14 protein-coding genes are annotated in these 18,883 nt (G+C 61.1%); 10 read left to right on the top strand and 4 right to left on the bottom strand.

Annotation, left to right across the window (positions count from 1 at the left end; all coding sequences use genetic code 11):
• On the bottom strand, window positions 1-1,047 hold the full coding sequence (locus tag ACW5XD_RS20780) for an ABC transporter substrate-binding protein (RefSeq protein WP_456496518.1): 1,047 nt from the start codon (window positions 1,045-1,047) through the stop codon (window positions 1-3).
• Between the two features lie 234 nt (window positions 1,048-1,281).
• Here ACW5XD_RS20780 and ACW5XD_RS20785 point away from each other — a divergent pair, with 234 nt between their 5' ends.
• Window positions 1,282-2,076 carry a UTRA domain-containing protein gene (locus ACW5XD_RS20785; protein ID WP_456496519.1) on the top strand — a complete coding sequence of 265 codons (795 nt, stop codon included), beginning with the start codon at window positions 1,282-1,284 and terminating at the stop codon, window positions 2,074-2,076.
• A gap of 154 nt (window positions 2,077-2,230) precedes the next feature.
• On the opposite strand, the gene ACW5XD_RS20790 is transcribed toward ACW5XD_RS20785, so the two are convergent.
• Entirely contained in the window at window positions 2,231-2,995 is a 765-nt protein-coding gene (locus tag ACW5XD_RS20790) for a helix-turn-helix domain-containing protein (RefSeq protein WP_456496520.1), read from the bottom strand.
• A gap of 437 nt (window positions 2,996-3,432) precedes the next feature.
• Complete coding sequence (locus ACW5XD_RS20795) at window positions 3,433-4,347, bottom strand: LysR family transcriptional regulator (protein WP_456496521.1); 915 nt, start codon at window positions 4,345-4,347, stop codon at window positions 3,433-3,435.
• A gap of 257 nt (window positions 4,348-4,604) precedes the next feature.
• Between ACW5XD_RS20795 and ACW5XD_RS20800 the strand changes: the two genes are divergently transcribed.
• The 8 genes from ACW5XD_RS20800 (at window position 4,605) to ACW5XD_RS20835 (ending at window position 17,097) form a co-directional block, all read left to right on the top strand.
• A complete protein-coding gene (locus ACW5XD_RS20800) occupies window positions 4,605-4,937 on the top strand; it encodes a hypothetical protein (RefSeq protein WP_456496522.1) in 333 nt (110 codons plus the stop codon).
• Between the two features lie 30 nt (window positions 4,938-4,967).
• The gene (locus tag ACW5XD_RS20805; protein ID WP_456496523.1) at window positions 4,968-5,654 is read left to right on the top strand and encodes a pirin family protein; all 687 of its coding nucleotides are present in this window, start codon (window positions 4,968-4,970) and stop codon (window positions 5,652-5,654) included.
• Window positions 5,655-5,694: 40 nt separating this feature from the next.
• Window positions 5,695-6,087, top strand: coding sequence for a DoxX family protein (locus ACW5XD_RS20810; RefSeq protein WP_043141457.1), 393 nt, complete (start codon window positions 5,695-5,697; stop codon window positions 6,085-6,087).
• A 248-nt stretch (window positions 6,088-6,335) separates the two neighbouring features.
• Entirely contained in the window at window positions 6,336-9,683 is a 3,348-nt protein-coding gene (recC, locus tag ACW5XD_RS20815) for an exodeoxyribonuclease V subunit gamma (RefSeq protein ID WP_456496524.1), read from the top strand.
• A 2-nt stretch (window positions 9,684-9,685) separates the two neighbouring features.
• Window positions 9,686-13,294, top strand: a complete 3,609-nt coding sequence (gene recB, locus ACW5XD_RS20820; protein WP_456496525.1) for an exodeoxyribonuclease V subunit beta — start codon at window positions 9,686-9,688, stop codon at window positions 13,292-13,294.
• Window positions 13,291-15,354: an exodeoxyribonuclease V subunit alpha gene (gene recD / locus ACW5XD_RS20825; protein WP_456496526.1), complete on the top strand. Its 2,064-nt coding sequence runs from the start codon at window positions 13,291-13,293 to the stop codon at window positions 15,352-15,354. Before recB ends, recD begins: the two co-directional genes overlap by 4 nt.
• 87 nt (window positions 15,355-15,441) lie before the next feature.
• The gene (locus ACW5XD_RS20830; RefSeq protein ID WP_456496527.1) at window positions 15,442-16,194 is read left to right on the top strand and encodes a hypothetical protein; all 753 of its coding nucleotides are present in this window, start codon (window positions 15,442-15,444) and stop codon (window positions 16,192-16,194) included.
• Between the two features lie 423 nt (window positions 16,195-16,617).
• Window positions 16,618-17,097, top strand: coding sequence for a GNAT family N-acetyltransferase (locus ACW5XD_RS20835; RefSeq protein ID WP_456496528.1), 480 nt, complete (start codon window positions 16,618-16,620; stop codon window positions 17,095-17,097).
• 232 nt (window positions 17,098-17,329) lie between these two features.
• Here the strand turns inward: ACW5XD_RS20835 and ACW5XD_RS20840 are convergent, their stop codons facing one another.
• The gene (locus ACW5XD_RS20840; protein ID WP_456496529.1) at window positions 17,330-17,728 is read right to left on the bottom strand and encodes a VOC family protein; all 399 of its coding nucleotides are present in this window, start codon (window positions 17,726-17,728) and stop codon (window positions 17,330-17,332) included.
• A gap of 57 nt (window positions 17,729-17,785) precedes the next feature.
• Here ACW5XD_RS20840 and ACW5XD_RS20845 point away from each other — a divergent pair, with 57 nt between their 5' ends.
• Entirely contained in the window at window positions 17,786-18,709 is a 924-nt protein-coding gene (locus ACW5XD_RS20845) for a helix-turn-helix transcriptional regulator (protein WP_456496530.1), read from the top strand.
• The last annotated feature ends 174 nt before the right edge of the window (window positions 18,710-18,883 follow it).

An 18,883-nucleotide genomic window follows, 5' to 3' on the forward strand; every position in this document is an offset into this window, starting at 1 on the left:
TTACTGCATGTTGATCATGACGGTTTCCTGCCACTGGCGCGGCAGGGCCTTGGAGCTCTGCTCCCAGGCTGCGTTGTCACTGACCGGTTTGGCGTTGGCATACTGTTCGGCTGGCAGCAGTTTGGCCTTGACGTCATCCGGCAGCACCACATTGCTGCGGATGGGGCGGGCGTAGCCACGAGCCAGGTTGATCTGGCCGGCATCGGAGAGAATGTACTCCCGCGCCAGCTTGGCGGCGTTGGGGTTCTTGGCCCACTTGTTGATGATGGTGGTGTAGCCGGCGATGATGGAGCCGTCGCTCGGGATCACCACGTCAAACTTCTTGGGGTCTATCTGGTCGCGATAGTTCAGCGCGTTGAAGTCCCACAGCACGCCCACTTCCACCTCGCCTTTCTCGATATTGGCGATGGTGGGGTCGTTCAGCGACAGGCGGCCCTGCTTGGCCAGCTGGCCGAACAGCTCCAATGCGGGCTTGAGGTTTTTCTCGCTGCCGCCGGTGGCATAAGCCGCCGCCAGCACGCCGTTGTTGGCCTGGGAGGCGACGCCGACGTCACCCAGGGTCACCTTGTAGTCACCGCCCAGCAGGGATTGCCAGCTGGTGGGGGCGGTCTTGACCAGATCCTTGTTGATCAGGAAGGCGATGGTGCCGGTATAGGCCAGCATCCAGTGACCGTCTGCATCCTTGGCCCAGTTGGGAATATCGGCCCAAGTGGAGGGTTTGTAGGGCTGGGTGACCCCCTGCTTGACCGCTACGGGGCCGAAGGCGCCGCCCACGTCACCGATGTCGGCGGTGGCATTGGCTTTCTCGGCGGCGAACTTGGCGATTTCCTGCGCCGAGCTCATGTCGGTATCCTGATGCTTGATGCCGTAGATGCTGCCGAGCTGCTGCCAGGTATCCTTCCAGTTGGCCCAGCTGTCGGGCATGCCGATGCTGTTGAGCTGCCCTTCGCCACGGGCGGCTTTCTCAAGATCCGCAATGTTCTCGGCGGCAAACAGTGGCTGGCTGATGGCCACCAGGGCCAGTGCACTTGCGATCACGCTTTTCATCATCCCATCCCTCTGGACTAGGTCAGTTAAGGTTCGAAAGGGATGCTAGAGGGGAAATATGACGGTGGCGGGGCACTTTGATGGCAGTTTGATGACAGTCATCCTGTCACGCCGCTGTCATCCTGAGCGGTTACAACTCTGAACCCGAGTGAGGCTGGACTATTCCAATACGGACTGAGCCAACAAGGGCGACGCCAGCCACCCGTCTTCTGAATAAGCAACAGGGATAAGAGCGTGACCGAGCCGAGGTTGAGCGAGCAGGGGGTGGCCGATGGCCGCATCTCCTCCAAGTGCGAACAGATTTGCCAGACCCTGCGCCGTTATATCGGCAGCGGCCAGTTGGGGGCCGGACAGCAGTTGCCCGCCGAGCGGGCGCTGAGCGAGCGTTTCGCTACCACCCGTATCACCATCAAGGAGGCGCTCTCCAGCCTCGAAGCGGATGGCCTTATCTACCGGGCCGAGCGGCGCGGCTGGTTCGTGGCACCGCCCCGCCTCACCTACGATCCCGCCATCCATACCCACTTTCACCAGTGGATCGGCGAGCAGCAACGCACCGCCGAAACCCGGGTACTGGCCCATGGCAGCGAGCTTGCCAGCAGCGAGCTGTGCCGCTGGATGGGGCTGGATCCTTTTACTCCGCTCTATGAGATCTGCCGCCTGCGGCTGATCGATGGCCGCCCGGTGCTGCATGTCAGCCACCACCTGCTGGCCAGCCGTTTCCCCGATATCGCTAACGCGCCGCTGGCCAGCTCCCTCACCGAGCTCTATCAGCAGTGCTATGGCATAGGCCAGGGCGGGGCGAGCATCGAGATCACCCCCTCGGCGGCACGGGGTGCCATCGCCCGCGCCCTCAACCTGGCACAGGGGAGCGCCGTGCTGCGGCTGGTGCGGGTCAACTATGACGAACGGGGGGCGCTGGTGGATTGCGATATCGAGCACTGGCGGCCGGATGCGATCCGCATCTGTCTGGATACACGAGTATTGCAGCCGGTCGCAGGCAAACTGCAGCAAACCCCGCTCGCCGATTAGGGAATATCCAGCGCTCTGGCGGGCACAGTGGCGATCCGTATCTGTCTCGATACACGGGCGCAGCATCCGATGGCTGCAAGACGGTCGGAATGGCCGGTGTCAAGCTAACGTTCGGGCCAACAAAAATGGGCGGATCCTGCAGGATCCGCCGGGATCAGTTGTCGATATTGGGGATCAGGTCATCGAAGCTCTGGTAGCCGCAGTCCGCGAGCTGCAGCGACATGGTGTAGGTCTTGCTGCCCTCGCGCTGGCCGATGGCGGGGCGGTTGAGCTTGAGCTCCTGGTGCCAGTACTCCTTCATCCGCTCGATCAGCGCCATCGCCTCGGGCTCGTCCAGATGGAGCTGGCACAGCGCCATGTAGTTGTTGGACTTGTGCATGTTCTCCACCAGGTAGTCCCCCAGCACGGACATGGCCTGGCGCGCCTGCTGACGGGCGAAGCGGCTGTGCTGCTCGAAGCTGATGCGCTCGCTGATGAGGAAGTGGTAGCTGTTGTCTATGCCGAGCTGCAGTATGCCGAGCTTCTCCAGCTTGCGCAGATAGAGGTAGCAGGAGGCATCGGTCAGGCCGTACTCCCGCTTCAGATCGATCAGGGTCTTGTCGCGCCAGAAGATGTTGGCGAGAAAGGCGTAGAGGCCGGGCTCCTTGTGGAATGCCTCGTCCTGCTCCTGAGTGAAGACGGCGCGGCGGCTCTGGGCATCCTGGGTGCGGTCCAGCAGCTCCTCGAACGAGAGTCCCACCAGATGGCAGATCTCCAGCAGGGTATCGAACGGCAGGGAGGGCTTGTTCATCATCCGCTTGACGGTGGCGATGGAGACCCCCATGGCCTCTGCCAGGGTCTGGTAGCGGATCCCCTTGTCGGTCAGGGTCTTCTTCAGGGTGTCGAGAATATTGTTGGCCAGGGTCTGGCTGTAGGTCATGCAACTATTCCTTTATCTGCATCTTTATGTTGTGTCAGAAACTGAGAGTTTTTGTCGTTGCGGGCTCAGATACTGACACTTAAAAAAACCAGAGGAAATAAACCCGGCGTAATCGGTTGAAATGGCCAGACCAGTCAAGGGTTAAGGGTGCAGATAGTGATACTCTGCGGTGCATATCCTTCAACCATTCAACATTTTGCTGGTGGCGCATAAAACATCGCGCATAATTCAAAACGAATCGGATTCAAGACCTTCCTGGTTGAGAAATCGATTGTTTGCTTCCAATTTAAGGGTTTTTTAAACCGAAAGGTTTTTATTCTTTCCTGGCATTGAGCGGAACTCGCAAGAGGGCCGCTTTTTCTTTTCCCCGAATTTGCGCCCGCCGTCAAGCGGAGGCGAGCGCCGCCTCCATCCGTCATGCCTGAGGCTCCCCGGCCTTACTCCCCTTTGCAGGGAAACAGCTTGGGTATCTCCCGCACCAGCCAGCTCTTGGCCTTGCCCATGGTATCGCGCCGCCAGGCCAGCACGACCTGGATCTGGTGACGATACTCTGGGCTGATCACCTTGAGGCGGCCCGCCTTGATGTCCTCTTCTATCCAGCTCAGCGGCATGGTGCCGACCCCTATCCCCGCCAGCAGGGCATCGCGTTTCTCCGCCATGGTGCTGACGGTGAGACGCGGCTGCTTGTCGAGCAGGCGATAGGTGAGCACCGGCTTGCGCAGTGCAGAGTCGGCTACCGCTATGGCGCGGTAACGGCGCAGGGTTTCGTCCGCCAAGGGCTCTGGCTCCTGGTGCAGCGGGTGATCCGGGTGGGCGACATAGAGCATCACCTCTTCCTGCAGCGCCTGATGTTTGATGCCGGTCATCATGATGTCGGGATTGAGGGAGGAGATGAGCAGGTCGGCCCGGCCATCTTCCAGACACTCCCAGCTGCCTGCCAGTACCTCGGCGCGAAACCTCAGCCGGGTGTCCGTCAGCTCGGCCAGCCTTTCGACCAGGGGATAGAGGGCCTGCAGCGGCACCAGGGCATCGACGGCTATTGTGATGTCGGTCTCCCAGCCGCGGGCCAGTGCCCGGGTTTCGCCCACCAGGTGCTCGGCCGCTTCCAGCAGCAACCGGCCACGCTCCAGCAGCATGCGACCGGCCGGGGTAAACTTTGTTCTGTGGCCGCTGCGATCAAACAGCATGGCGTCCAGTTCGTCTTCCAGCTTCTGCACCGTGTAGCTCAGCGCCGAGGGCACCTTGCCCAGCTCGTCGGCCGCCGCCGCGAAGCTGCCACGGCGATCGATGGCATCCAGCACCCGGATGGCTTCCAGGGTCAGCGCCCTTTCCTTGTTCGATTCCTTGGCCATTTCATACCTTCAATTTTTTTGAACATGTTTGCCAGTTTATCTCGCTAACAAGTTAGGCCAAGTGTCTTTAATATTCAATCAACGCTTAGGCAGGAAGGTCAAGCGGCCAAATAAACAGTAGTTCCGGGCTATGACATCACAAAGAGTGATGTCTGATGTCGGTGAAAGAACAACACACTATTTGAATAACCTCTTGCATGGATGCATTGATTCTGGCCGAACCGGCCTTGGCAATGACATAAAAACCAAGAGAGTGAATGAACATGAAAAACGTAATCAAGATGCTGGCCGTTGCAGGCCTGATGACCGCCGGTTTCGCCCAGGCTGCCGTGCCAGCCGACATCAACGCCGCCCCGGGTGTGCTGTTTGTGAACTGGAACGCGACCGCCGCCGTGGATGGCAAAGCCAACCCCATGCTGGAAGTGCGTGACGAGTCTGGCGATGTGCTGGCATCGGTCCATGCCAACCTGATTGGCAGCCAGCAGGTGCAGATCCCGAGCCGCACTCAGGGCACACTGACCGTGAGCCTCGGGGATCAGAGCAGCGACTACCGCATTCCGTTCGGCATCGGTAGCGGCAAGCAGCGTTAATCAACCGTATCGGTACGTGAGGAGCACATCATGATGACATTGAGAGCCGCAGAAGCGCGCGGCAAAGCCAACTTCGGCTGGCTGGATGCGCGCCACAGTTTCTCCTTCGGGCACTACTACGACCCGGACTGGATGGGGCACTCGGTGCTGCGGGTCATCAATCAGGATCTGGTGGCACCGGGTGGCGGTTTCGCGACCCACCCTCACGCCAACATGGAAATCCTGACTTGCGTGCTGCAAGGCTCCATAGAGCACAAGGACAGCCTCGGCCACGCCGAGCAGATCCCGGCGGGGGATTTCCAGCTGATGAGCGCAGGGTCCGGCATCCGGCACAGCGAGTACAACCCCTCGCAGACCGAGCCGCTCTCCCTGTTGCAAATCTGGATCGAGCCGAACGAGTTCGGCACGCCACCCGGCTATCAGCAGAAGAAGATTGAAGCCCAACCGGGCATGACGCTGGTAGCGTCACCGGACGGCGAAGCGGGGTCCTTCAGGATCCGCCAGCAGGCCCGCGTATGGCGGTTGCAGCTTGAACCCGGCGAGAGCCTCGCCTGGGCGCTGGCCGGCCGACACGGTTACCTGCAGATGATTTCAGGGGAGTTGACCGCCAACGGTCTGGCTGCCCGACCCGGCGACGGGGTACTGAGTCGTGATGAACCCAAATGGGATCTGGTGGCAATGAGTGCCAGCCAAGCCCTGTTATTTGACCTACCCTGAAGCAGTCAGCGGTGATGTGACACAAAACGAGGAGTTTGAAATGGACAAGATGAAAGATGTGGCACTGCTGGTGGGTCGCGTACTGCTGGCACTGATGTTTGTGATTGCGGGCTGGGGCAAGATCGGCGGTTATGCCGGTACCCAGGGTTACATGGAAGCCATGGGCGTGCCCGGATTCATTCTGCCGCTGGTGATACTGCTGGAGCTGGGTGGTGGCCTCGCCATCATGCTGGGTCTGTTCAGCCGCAGCATCTCTGTGCTGATGGCCGGTTTCACCCTGATGGCCGCCTTTATTTTCCACTATCAGCCTGCGGATCAGATGCAGATGCTGATGTTTATGAAGAACGTCTCCGTGGCCGGTGGTTTTCTGGCCCTGGCGGCAGCCGGTGCAGGGGCCTTCAGTCTGGATGCCCGTCTCGGCAAGAACTGGTAATGCCCTGAAGATTCAAGTTTTCCAACGCCTTTTGGCCGGTGCAACTGCACCGGCTTTTTTCTATCTGTGAGAAAGGGGAAGCCAAATCTGCGGCGCCCCTCATGATTCCGTTCCTTGCCTGTCGCTGGCCGCAAGCGCCTTTTGCATCTTCCCCCCCGATCCCCGACAATTCCCACTCCTGTGAAGTGACGGAAATGGCTCGTCTTTTCCGGCGCTCATCCCCTCTTGTGAATTGGCGGGAGTCGTCCATGTTTACCCTCTACCACTCCAATCAGCTGGATCTGCTCAAGGAGCTGCTGGTCAACCATATCCGGCAGGCCCCTCTCTCTCACCCCTTCGATCGGGAGCAGATCCTGGTGCAGAGTCCGGGCATGGCCCAGTGGCTCAAGCTGGAGCTGGCCAAGGCCTTCGGCATCGCCGCCAATATTGACTTTCCGCTGCCCGCCAGTTTCATCTGGGATATGTTCACCCAGGTGCTGGCGGACGTCCCGCGCCAGAGCCCCTACAACAAGGGATCCATGAGCTGGCAGCTGATGACCATTTTGCCCGCCCTGCTCGATCGTCCCACTTTTGCACCGCTCGCCGCCTATCTGGGCGGGGATGAGCACGATCCTGCCGGGGATCCAGAACAGGTGCGGCTGTGGCAGCTCTGCCAGAAGGTAGCGGATCTGTTCGACCAGTATCTGGTGTACCGGCCGGACTGGATCGCCCGCTGGGAAGAGGGGGAGGGACTGGTCGGTACAGGGAGTCAGGAGCTGGCCGGGGTGAGCGGTCAGGATTGGCAGCCGGAGCTGTGGCGCGAGCTGGTGGCCCGCACCCTGGCGCTCTCCCCGAGCGGCTACCATCGCGCCAACCTCTACGAGGAGTTTATCCACGAGCTGGCGCGCACCGCCGATCTGCCGGGCAAGCTGCCGCAGCGGGTGTTCGTGTTTGGCATCTCGGCGCTGCCGCCGCGCTATGTGGAGGCGCTGCTGGCCCTCGGCAGCCGGCCGGAGGTGGAGGTGCACCTGTTCGTTACCAACCCCTGCCGCTACTACTGGGGAGATCTGCTGGATCGCAAGACGCTGGCGCGCCTGGAGAACAAGCTCAAACCCGGCACCGATATCGAGACATTGCAGGGGCCCGCCAACCCGCTGCTCGCCTCCATGGGCAAGCTGGGGCGCGACTACCTGCATCAGCTGATGGAATTGGAGGTGCCTCAAATAGAGGCCTTCGTCGATATCGACGAGGTGGATGCCAAGGGCAATGTCAGCCTGCTGCGCGCCATCCAGAAGGATGTGCTGGAGCTAGGTTCGCGGGGCGAGGGTCAGTTTGATCTCGACAGCAGCCACCACAAGAGCCCGCTCGATCCGGCGGATGGATCCTTGCAGATCCACGCCTGCCATGGCCCGATGCGCGAGCTGGAAGTGCTGCACGACCGGCTGCTGGCACTGTTCGAGCAGGACTCGTCCCTCACCCCGAAAGATGTGGTGGTGATGATGCCGGATGTGAACAGCTACGGCCCCTATATTCAGGCGGTGTTTGGCGCGCGGGGCCAGATCCCGTTCGCGGTCTCGGATCGTGCTGCCAGTCAGGAGAGCCCGCTGCTGCAAAGCTTCCTCGCCCTGCTGAGACTGCCCAACGCTCGCTTCGGGGCGGGGGAACTGCTCGCCATTCTCGAGGTGCCCGCCGTGCTGCGCCGCTTCGAGCTGGATGACGACGAGTTCAACCAGCTGCGGGTCTGGGTGCAGGAGACCGGTATCCGCTGGGGGCTGGATGACGGCTACCCCGTCCGTTTCGAGCTGCCGCCCATGTCCGGCAACAGCTGGCTGTTCGGCCTGCGCCGCATGCTGCTCGGCTTTGCCATGGGGGATGGCGAGCCGGTGGCGGGTATCCTGCCCTACGCCGATATCGAGGGTCAGCAGGGCTTGGCGCTCGGCAAGCTCGCCTGGTTTGTCGACTCGCTGGCCGAATTCCTGCCCCGCCTGCAACAGGCGCAGCCGCTGGCACAGTGGAATGCCTGCCTGCTGGCGCTGCTGGAGCGCTTCTATCTGGCCGACGAGGATGAAGAGCGTCAGCTTCAGCTTATTCGCAGCCAGCTGGCAGACTGGCAGAGCCAGCTTGGCGAGGCCCGCTTCGAGCAGCCCATTACCGCCGACTTGTTACAGGATTACCTCGGCAGCGTGCTGGGAGAGTCCCGCTCCAGCCAGCGCTTCCTCGCCGGTCAGGTCAACTTCTGCACCCTGATGCCGATGCGCTCCATCCCCTTCAAGCAGGTCTGCCTGCTTGGCATGAACGATGGCGTCTATCCGCGCACATTGGCCCCCATGGGGTTTGACTTGATGGCGGTGGCGTCGCGGCGCGGGGATCGCTCCCGTCGTGATGATGACCGCTACCTGTTCCTTGAGGCGCTGCTGAGCGCCCAGCAGGGGCTCTATATCAGCTATCAGGGCTTCAGCGCTCAGGACAACAGCGACAAAGTGCCGTCGGTACTGCTGGCGGAACTGATCGACTATGTGCGGCAGGGCTTCGTGCTGGCGGGGGATGAGAGCCTCGATGACGAGACCTCCGGCAAGCGGCTGCTCAAGCACCTGATGGTGGCGCACCCGCTCACCCCCTACAGTCGCAACTATTTCTACCCGGAAGCGGGCTCACGCCTCTTTACCTATGCCGCCGACTGGCTGCCCGCCCTCAATCCGGTGCGCGGCGCCGCCAATTTCCAAAGCGGCGAGCTGCCGCTGCCCCCCGAATGGGGCAAGGAGCAGGGGCTGGAGCTGGCGGAGCTGCTGCGCTTCTATCGTCAGCCCACCAAGTATTTTCTCAACCGCCGCCTCAAGGTGTGGTTTGAACTCAACGAGGCCAACATCGAGGACAGCGAGCCGTTCGAGCTGGATGGCCTGCAGCACTACCAGCTCAAGGCGCTGCTGCTCGATTCCCATCTGGTTGAGGGAGACAGTTCAGTGCGGCGCGAGCGGTTGCAGCTTACCGGCCTACTGCCGCAAGGGTGGTTCGGCAGCCTGCTGCTGGACGATCTGGATGCCGAGATGGGCAAGCTGGCGGATCGGTTGCGCCCCTGGGTTGCCGAGAAGCAGGCAGTGGAGATCGACATCTCCCTGACCCAGGGCCAGCTGCAAGGGTGGATCGACACCCAGAAAGGGCGCTTGCTGGTGGTCAAACCCGGCAGCTTCAACGGCAAGGATCTGCTGTTGGGCTGGATCCAGCACCTCTGTCTCTCATTGAGCGGCGCCCCCGGCGACACCCTGCTGTTCGATGCCAAACAGAGTCTGCGGTTAGCCAAGCTCGCTGCCGACGAGGCGCGGCCCAAGCTGGCGGCGCTGGTGGCGCTCTGGGCGCAGGGGATGAAGCGGCCGCTGCCGTTTTTCCCCAACACCGCCTGGGAGTGGCTCAGGGCGATCGAGAAGGATCCGGACAAGCCGGAGGCGGCCGACAAGGCGGCGCTCACCCGTTTCAACGGTGGCTGGATGATCAATGGGGAAGGGCAAGACGCTTACGTTGCCCGCTGCTTCCCCGAACTCGACGACGCCGTGCTGGGGCAGTTGCAGGCGCTGGCCCGTGAACACCTGACCCCGCTGCTGACTACCATGGAGATGATGTAATCATGGCTAACTCACTCAATACCCTGCGTTTTCCCCTCCATGGTGAACGACTGATCGAAGCCTCCGCCGGTACCGGCAAGACCTACACTATCGCTGGTCTCTACCTGCGCCTGCTGCTGGGCCACGGCCCGCTGATCGAGGAGGGCGCCGATGTGGGCCAGCCCAGTGCCCACGAACGGCCGCTGTCGGTAACCGAGATCCTGGTGGTGACCTTTACCGAAGCAGCCACCGCCGAGCTGCGCGGGCGGATCCGCGGCCGCATCCACGAGGCGCGGCTCGCCTTTATGCGCGGCCATAGCAGTGACACCCTGCTGGCCCAGCTGCTGGACGAGGTGGAGGATCATGAGCTGGCGGCCCGTCGCCTGCTGGCCGCCGAACGGCAGATGGACGAGGCGGCGGTCTTTACCATCCACGGCTTCTGCCAGCGGATGCTCAAGCAGAACGCCTTCGAGTCGGGCGCCCTCTTTGAAACCGAATTTCTCACCGACGACAGCCAGCTCAGGCTGCAGGCGGTGAGCGACTACTGGCGCGCCGAGTTTTATCCGGTGGACAAGACCCTCGCCAGCTCGGTGCGCGCGCTCTGGCCGAGCCCCGCCGCCCTGCTGCGGGAGATGGGCAGCTGGCTCGACAACAGCGAGCTGGAGATCCACCCCACGCTGGGGAATGAAACCCTCGCCGCTCGCCATCAGGCGGCCATGGCCCGCATCGGGGCGGTGAAAGATGCCTGGCTGGCACAGGGAGACGAGATCCGCCGCCAGACCGAGGGGCAGATAAAGCTCTATACCGGCAAAAACTACGAGGGCTGGCTCGCCAAGATAAGCGACTGGGCGCAGGACGAGGGGAGCGGCTACGCGCTGCCCAAGGAGCTGGAGCGCTTCGGCCAGGAAACCCTGGAAGCCAAGCTGAGCAAGGGGAAGGAGTTACCAACCCTGCCACTGTTCAGCCAGATCGACGAGCTGCTGGCGAGCCGACCCGGTATTCGCGACCTTATCCTGCAACGGGCGGCCAAGGTAGTGCGCAGCCGGATGCAGGCCAGCAAGCGCCAAGCCCATCAACTCTCGTTCGATGACCTGCTGAAAGATCTCGATGGTGCGCTTGGCTCCAGCCTGGGCGAGCGGCTCTGTGAGCGGATCCGCGCCACCTATCGGGTGGCGATGATCGATGAATTTCAGGATACCGACCCCCAGCAGTACCGCATCTTCCACCGTCTTTACGGCGGCCACACAGACACGGCGCTGCTGATGATCGGTGACCCCAAGCAGGCCATCTACGGCTTTCGCGGCGCCGACATCTTTACCTACATTCAGGCGCGGCGAAATGTGAGCGCCCACTACACCCTCGGGCGCAACTGGCGCTCCAGCAGTGCGCTGGTGGGGGCGGTCAACGGCCTGTTCGAACGGGCCAAGGATCCCTTTATCTACGAGGCGGATATCCCCTTCCTGCCGGTGGAGGCGCAGGGCAAGAGCAAGGCGCTGCTGCTCGATGGCGCCCCCGCGCCTGTGCTCCACTGCTGGCAGCTGACCGGCCAGCCCACCTTCAATCGGGGGGATTACCAGAGCAAGATGGCCCGGGCCACCGCCGCCGAGATCCACCGCCTGCTGACGCTCGCTCGCGAGGGCAAGGCGCTGATCGGGGACAAGGCGGTCAAGGCCGGAGATATCGCCGTGCTGGTGCGCACTGGCGCCGAGGGCAAGCTGGTGCAGCAAGAGTTGGCGCGGCTCGCCATCGCCTCCGTCTATCTGTCGAACCGCGAGAGCGTGCTGGAGCAGGTGGAGGCGCGGGAGATCCTGCTGATTTTGCACGCCTGCCAGAACCCGAGCGAGGAGCGCAGTCTGCGAGCGGCGCTGGCGACTGGCCTGTTTGATCTGGATGCCAGGGCGCTTGATGCGCTGGCATCGGACGAGCGGGCGTGGGAGAGCGCGGTGCAGGAGTTTATGGAGTACCGCAAGATCTGGCATCGCCGTGGCGTGCTGGCGATGCTGCGGGCCCTGTTGCACCGGCGCAATCTCGCCTCCTCCCTGCTGGCGAGCCCCTACGGCGAGCGGCGGCTGACCAACTTCCTCCATCTCGGTGAGTTGCTGCAACAGGTGAGCAGCGAGCTGGACGGGGAATATGCCCTGCTGCGCTGGTTGGGGGAGGCGGTGAGCCGCCCCAACGGTCAGGATGCGGAGCAGGTACTGCGCCTCGAATCCGAGCGCAAGCTGGTGCAGATCGTCACCATCCACAAATCCAAGGGGCTGGAGTACCCGCTGGTGTTCCTGCCCTTCATCTGCAGCCACAGAACCGCCGAGACCCCGCTCTATCACGAGGCTGACGAGGCGGGCAATCGCACCATTCTCGACCTGACCGGCGCCGACCATTCGCTGGCCGAAGCGGACAAGGAGCGCCTTGCCGAAGATTTGCGGCTGCTTTACGTGGCGCTGACCCGGGGCGTTTACGCCACTTGGCTGGGGCTGGCGCCGGTGCGCTCGGGCAACGGCAAGTCGGAGAAGACAGAGCTGCACCACACCGCCATCGGTTACCTGCTGCAAAAGGGCGAAGAGGGGGATGCCGCCACGCTGGCGACAGCCCTGACCGAGCTGGCGCAGGCGCTGCCCGGGGTGGCCGTCTGTGAGCCCTCGCTCACCCGTCCGGCCCCGCTGCCGCCAGAGGAGGAGCAGCTGGGCGAGCCGCAGGTGCGCCGCTTTACCGGTTCTCTTGAGCGGGACTGGTGGATCAGCTCCTACTCCGGTCTGGCGGCGCAGGGTCACGGTCACAGCAAGGGCGTGCTCGCCAATCCCGGTTTCGATGACGAGGTAGTGACCGAGGCGGCCGCACTGGCTGCGGAACAACCTGAGGAGGCGCCCCAGCCCTCCATCTTCACCTTCCCGAAGGGCGCGCGCCCCGGCACCCTGCTGCACAGCCTGTTCGAGACCATCGATTTTCAGAACGCCGCTGGCGACTCGCTGGCGCAGCATATCGCCGCCCTGCTGGCGCAGGATGGCTTCGACGAAAGCTGGGCCTCCGTGCTGCAACAGCAGGTGGAGGCGGTGCTGGATACCCCGCTGGAAACCGGCTTTGGTGAGCCGGTGCGGCTGCGGGATCTGGCCCCCGAGCGCAAACAGGTGGAGCTGGAGTTCTTCCTGCCCATGGGGCGGGTGACGGCACCGACGCTGACCGCCCTCTGCCAGCAGCACGACCCTCTGTCGCGGGGCAACAAGCCGCTCGGCTTTGCCACCGTGCAGGGGATGCTCAAGGGTTTTATCGACCTGGTGTTCGAGTGGCAGGGGCGCTGGTATCTGCTCGACTACAAATCGAACCACCTCGGCATGAGCCCCGCCGATTACAGCCGTCCGGCGCTGGAGCGGGCGATGGCGGAGCACCGCTACGACCTGCAATACCAGCTCTACTCGCTGGCGCTGCACCGGCTGCTCACCCTGCGCCTGCCGGGCTACGACTTCGAGCAGCATTTTGGCGGCGTCTTCTATCTGTTCCTGCGTGGCATGCCGCAGGGGGGCATTTTCCATACCCGCCCGAGCCGTGAACTGGTGCTGGGGCTGGATCGGTTGTTTAGCGAAGGCAGTGAGCCGCCAGCAGCGGGATCCCAAGCATTGAGTGAGGTAGAGGCATGAGCGACACCATGATCAGCACAGCGACCAGCGCCATCATGATCGAACGGTTGAAAGCATTGGCACTGACGGGGCGCATTCGCCAGCTGGATCTGCAATTTGCCAAGCTGGTGGCCGATCTTGGCAGCAGCCCCGAGCTGGTGTTGGGGGCGGCGCTCGCCTGCTTCGAGCTGGGGCGCGGCCATGTCTGCCTGCCGCTTGAGATGCTGGCAGCCGGATCCCTGCGCCCGTTCGGGCTGGATCCCCAGCAGAGTCGGGATCTGCTGCTGGATCTGGCGGATCCTGCCCGCTGGCCAGCCCTGTTTGCGGCAAGCCCGCTGGTTGGTACCGAACAGGATGAGGGGCTCGCCCCGCGCTGGCCGCTGCGGCTGTGGCACGGGCGCCTCTACCTCACCCGCTACCACGATCACGAGCAAGGGGTGGCCCGTCATCTGCGCGCCTTGAGTGAACGCGCCGAATGGCCGGAGATAGCCCCGGCCCTGTCGCGGCTGTTTGCCCGCGACTACGGGCTGGTGTTTGGAGCGCTGCTCAAGGCCCGTCTCGCCCCCGACTTCTCGGCCCGCCACTTTATCGAGAAGTATCTCGATCTGGTGTTCCCGAGCGAGGTGGACTGGCCCGCCATCGAAGGGCTGCTGACCAGCGCCCAGGCGGCGAGCGATCTTGGCAAGCTGGATGCGCTGGTGCCCGAGGCGCTCTGCTGCAACGGCCAGAAGCTGGCGGCGGCCACCGCGGCGGCGCGCCCTTTTGCGGTGATCTCGGGTGGCCCCGGTACCGGCAAGACCACCACGGTCGCCAAATTGCTCGCCATTCTGGTGGAGACCGGCCTGCAAGCAGGCAAGGCACCGGCGATCCGGCTGGTGGCCCCCACCGGCAAGGCGGCGGCGCGCCTCACCGAGAGTATCGGCTCTGCCCTGCAGGCCCTCGATCTGCCCCCCGAGTGGGTGGAGGCGATCCCCACCGAAGCGGGCACTTTGCACCGGTTGCTCGGGGTGATCCCGGGGCGCAGCCAGTTCCGCCACCACGCGGGCAACCCGCTGCACCTCGACTTGCTGGTGGTGGATGAGGCCTCCATGGTCGACTTGCCGATGATGGCGCGCCTGCTCGATGCACTGCCGAGCCACGCCCGCCTGATCCTGCTCGGCGACAAGGATCAGCTCGCCTCGGTGGAGGCGGGGGCCGTGCTCGGCGATATCTGCAGCTTTATCGAACAGGGCATCAGCCCGGCGCAGGCGGATTGGCTCTCCCGCCAGACCGGCTACCGCTTGCAGGGTACGCCCGCTGGGGCACCGGTGCGCGACAGCCTCTGTTTGCTTTCCAAGAGCTGGCGCTTTGATCAACACTCCGGCATCGGCCAGCTGGCGCGCGCCTGCAACAGCGGCGATGCCACGGCGGTGGAGGCAGTTTGGGGCATGGGCTTTGCCGATATCAGCCTGCACCCCTGGGCCGGAGAGGCCTACGATGCCCTGATTGCCCAGGGGGTGGCCGGTTACGGCAGCTATCTGAAGGCGGCCCGCGCGGGGGAAGAGCCCGCCGCCGTGTTCAAGGCATTCAACAGCTTCCAGATCCTCTGCGCCCTGCGCGATGGCCCGTTCGGGGTGCTGGGGCTAAACGAGCGGCTCGAACTGGCCCTGTCACGGGCCGGGCTGATTGCCCGCGATGGGGACTGGTATGCCGGTCGCCCGGTGATGGTGGTGCGCAACGACCACGGGGTCGGCCTCTATAACGGCGATATGGGGCTTTGCCTGCCCGATGAAACCGGGCGGCTCAAGGTATGGTTTGAGCAGCCGGACGGCACCCTGCGCGCCCTGTTGCCCAGCCGATTGCCCCCCCACGAGACGGTTTACGCCATGACCATCCACAAATCCCAGGGCTCGGAATTTGCCCATACCGTGCTGGTGCTGCCCGACAGCCCCAGCCCGCTGTTGACCCGCGAGCTGGTCTATACCGGCATCACCCGCGCCAAGGCCCGCCTTGATCTCTACGGCGATCGCGCCCTGCTGGCCCAAGCGGTTCGGAAAAAAACCGAGCGTTATTCCGGATTGGCGGAGAGGTTGGGGGAGTGATTGATGGCAGAGGTAAAGGGATTTACCGCCATGGGAAATTAAGTTTGCTACTCATTATCATGAATCGATTCAGATTAGAGGTTATTGATGAAGGATTTACTTAAATCATTGAAAGATAATGCAACATCTAGACTAAACAATCCTATTATCGGCGCTTTCGTCTTGTCTTGGATGTTTTTGAATATAAATGGAGTGGCTAGGTTTATATTGGAAAGTAACCAAGGGAAGCTTGACATTATAAAGAGCAAAAGTTGGGGGTTTACAGATGATCTATTAATCCCATTTTCAGTATCTGTCGGATATTTAGTAATACTTCCTTTTTTAAATACGATCTACAGCTTTATACATGATAATTGCATTGATAAAGTTAGAGATAGAAATAGCAATAAAGCACAGAAAGACGCCTTTATTAGAAGAAAGGAGACGGTGTGTGCAAAAATTGAGTCAACAGATGAATATGTTGTTAAGTTAAAGGACAAGGAGCTAGAACTATGGGCAGAGCAAAAATTAGAGCTCATTCGTGAAATAATAAACCTTAAGGGCAAGTATTCTAAATTGCTTTCTGACTTCGAACTTAAATCGAAAGAGTTCCGCGCTGAGAACAATAAGTTAAGTCTTTCTATTACACAATTGGAACATTCCAATAAACGCTTGTCAGCGCAAGATTCAGAACAAAGAGATTATATTGGGAGGGTTGTTACCAATCTCGATAAAGCATTGAACTCACTGGAAAATAAAATTGTAAGTGATGCAAAGTTTGATGAAATAGAAAAGATTAGAAATGAAATATCTGATGTTAGAAATAAATTTTATGTATGGGATGATGATATTCCATTCTGATTTTTCATGGCTTGTAGGTTCTCTCTTATGTTGGGCTTCGCAGGCTCAGCCACAATCTACCGATTATGTAGGTTGTGGCTGAGCGTAGCGAAGCCCAATGTTTACCGTGAAAGATATTATTTTCCTACCCCTCATCCCCAACTCTTCTCCCGCAAGAGGAGAAGGGAGATTTGGCTCCGTGGCTATATCCAGAATTCACACGCCATTGCCAGCGCTGTATCTCCGATACTGGATGATCTCCTTTCCCTTTGGGAGAGGGCCAAGGTGAGGGGCGCGGACTGCCACACAGCCCATTTCTCCCGCTTCGTACAATCGGGTAGGGTGCAATGAACGAAGTGAATTGCACCGTCCATATTTCTCTGCCAAAAGATGTAATGCGCTTCGCTTATTACACCCTACCTACACACGACAGGATGTCATTGCTTGAGACTTGAATTTAACACCATCGATCTGGAGCGGGATTACGAGCTCTGTGTGCAGGCACGCAGGGATGCCTATTTTTGCAGCTTTCATACCCATGATGGATTTGCCGACTTTATCGACGGCTATCGGGAGCGGATCCGCGAAAGGCTGGGGCAAGCGCAATGGCACTACATTCATGTCTGGGCGGGTGAACAGCTGGTGGGCCAGCTGGAGTTTCGCAGCTTTTCCGATGAAGCCGAGACCGGCTATGTGCAGCTGATTTATCTGCTCCCCGAATATCGTGGCAGCGGTCTGGCCGCCGAGTTGCAGGCCTATATCCGCCAGCAGTTGCTGGGGGCGGGTTGTAAATGGGTCGTGCTCTCAGTGAGTCGTACCAACTTGCGGGCGCTGAACCATTACCTGCGCTTTGGCTGGGTATTCTTTCGCCACAATCCAAAACACGCAGAGACGGATTTTTATCGACTTGAACTGGAAAAGTAAACTCTGCTATTGGGCTTCGCAGGCTCAGCCCAATGTTTATCGAGAAATACGCTACTTACCTGCCCCCTTATCCCCAGCCCTTCTCCTCCTTTTTTAATAAACGGGAGAAGGGGATAAAGGTCGCCTTTACCAGCTCCGCTTACGCTTCGTTAATTTAACTCGCGTGGCTGGTCAGAATATCTTCGATGCTGCTTTAGCCCCTCTCCTTTTGGGTGAGGGGCCAATCAAGGGGCTAGATGGTCAGCTCCAGTCGGTTGCCTTCGGGATCCAGGAAGGTGCTCTCGTAATAGCCGTCGCCGGTCCAGCGGGGGCCGTCCAGGTGTTTGACCTCGGTGCCCTTGAGCAGCTTGAGGCGCGCCGTCATCTTGTCTACCGCCTCCGCGTTGCCGAGGGAGAAGGCGATATGGGCCAGCCCCTGCAACGGGTGCGGCAGACTGAGATCTGCCGGAAACAGGATAGGGCTGTGCATCAGCTCCAGACTGACACCCCCCTCGAAGCGCACGAAGTAGGATGAAAACTGTTTGGTCGGGTTGTGGTATCGCTCATTCGCCTGCCCGCCAAACAGGGTGCAGTAGAATGCCTTGAGCGCTTCCAGATCCTGCGCCCAGATGGCGACGTGATGTATGTGCATGGCTGGTCTCCTATGACTTGATGCCCTAAATGCTATGCTGGTCCTTGAATGTTCGACATGGCTGAGCCCGTCCTGATGATGTCTGAAACTGCCAATCCTGAAGTCATTGACGTCTCCCCTGACTGCCGCGAGCAGATCTGCTGTGACAGCCTGTTGCCCGCCCTTGCACAAGAGCAGGTGTGGCTGGCGGGTTACTCATGTCTGCGCAGCCACTACCGGATCGAGCGCCGCCTGACGGACGTGCACTGTTTTCTGCTTACTCTGGGGGGCGAGGGGGCAGTGCTGATAGGCGATCGCCTCGAGCGACTCAAGATTGGGGAGTGGGCCCTGATCCCGGCGGGGGAACCGCTCTGCTATCAATTGCCTGAGCCGCAGTTGCCGGATAGATCGTCGTCAGCGCCGGGCGGCGGCTGGGATCTGGTGTGGCTGCTGCTGCACAAGGACTCCCCTTGGGATGCCTTCGCCAGCCACTCCAGATTGGGTTGTACCTCCCAGCAGGCCAGCTTGCTGCACACCCTGGAGAACCTCTATGCGGAGCAGGAGCGCCACCAGGACCCGCTGCTCAGTGCGCTGCTGGTAGAACAGCTCGGCTTTTATCTGCGCCGCCTGCTGCAAAAGGGGGAGGGGCAGAGTCGCGGCGAGCGGCTGGCGCTGCGTCTCGAGCTGATGCTGAAAGAATCGCTGGCCGAGTGCTGGGACATAGGGCGGATGGCCGATGTGCTGCATCTCTCGCAGCGCCAGCTCTATCGCCTCTGCCAGCAGCACTTCGCGCTGGCTCCCATGGCCTTGCTGCAACGGCTGCGGTTGCAGCGGGCGGCTCTGCTGCTGGCCAGTCGCGGCGAGCCGGTGAAGCAGCTGGCCCAGCTGTGCGGCTTCAAGAACGAGTACCACTTCTCCACCGCCTTCAAACGCCAGCATGGCCTGGCTCCCAGCCATTATCGCAGCCTGCATCATCCCGGATTTAAAACCGGACAAGGGTGAGATCCTGAGCCACACTGGTTGCTACTGTTGTTGTTCATACGAACCTGATAGCGGCCGATAATTCTGTTAACCAGAGGTGGGGCGTGTGCCGACAAGCAGATATTGGGTTGCGCTTCATGGTTGTCGTCTCTTCGTTGTCGTTTTCCAATAATCAGGTTTGAATCCCCCGCGTCG

The organism is Aeromonas enterica, from assembly GCF_054052465.1.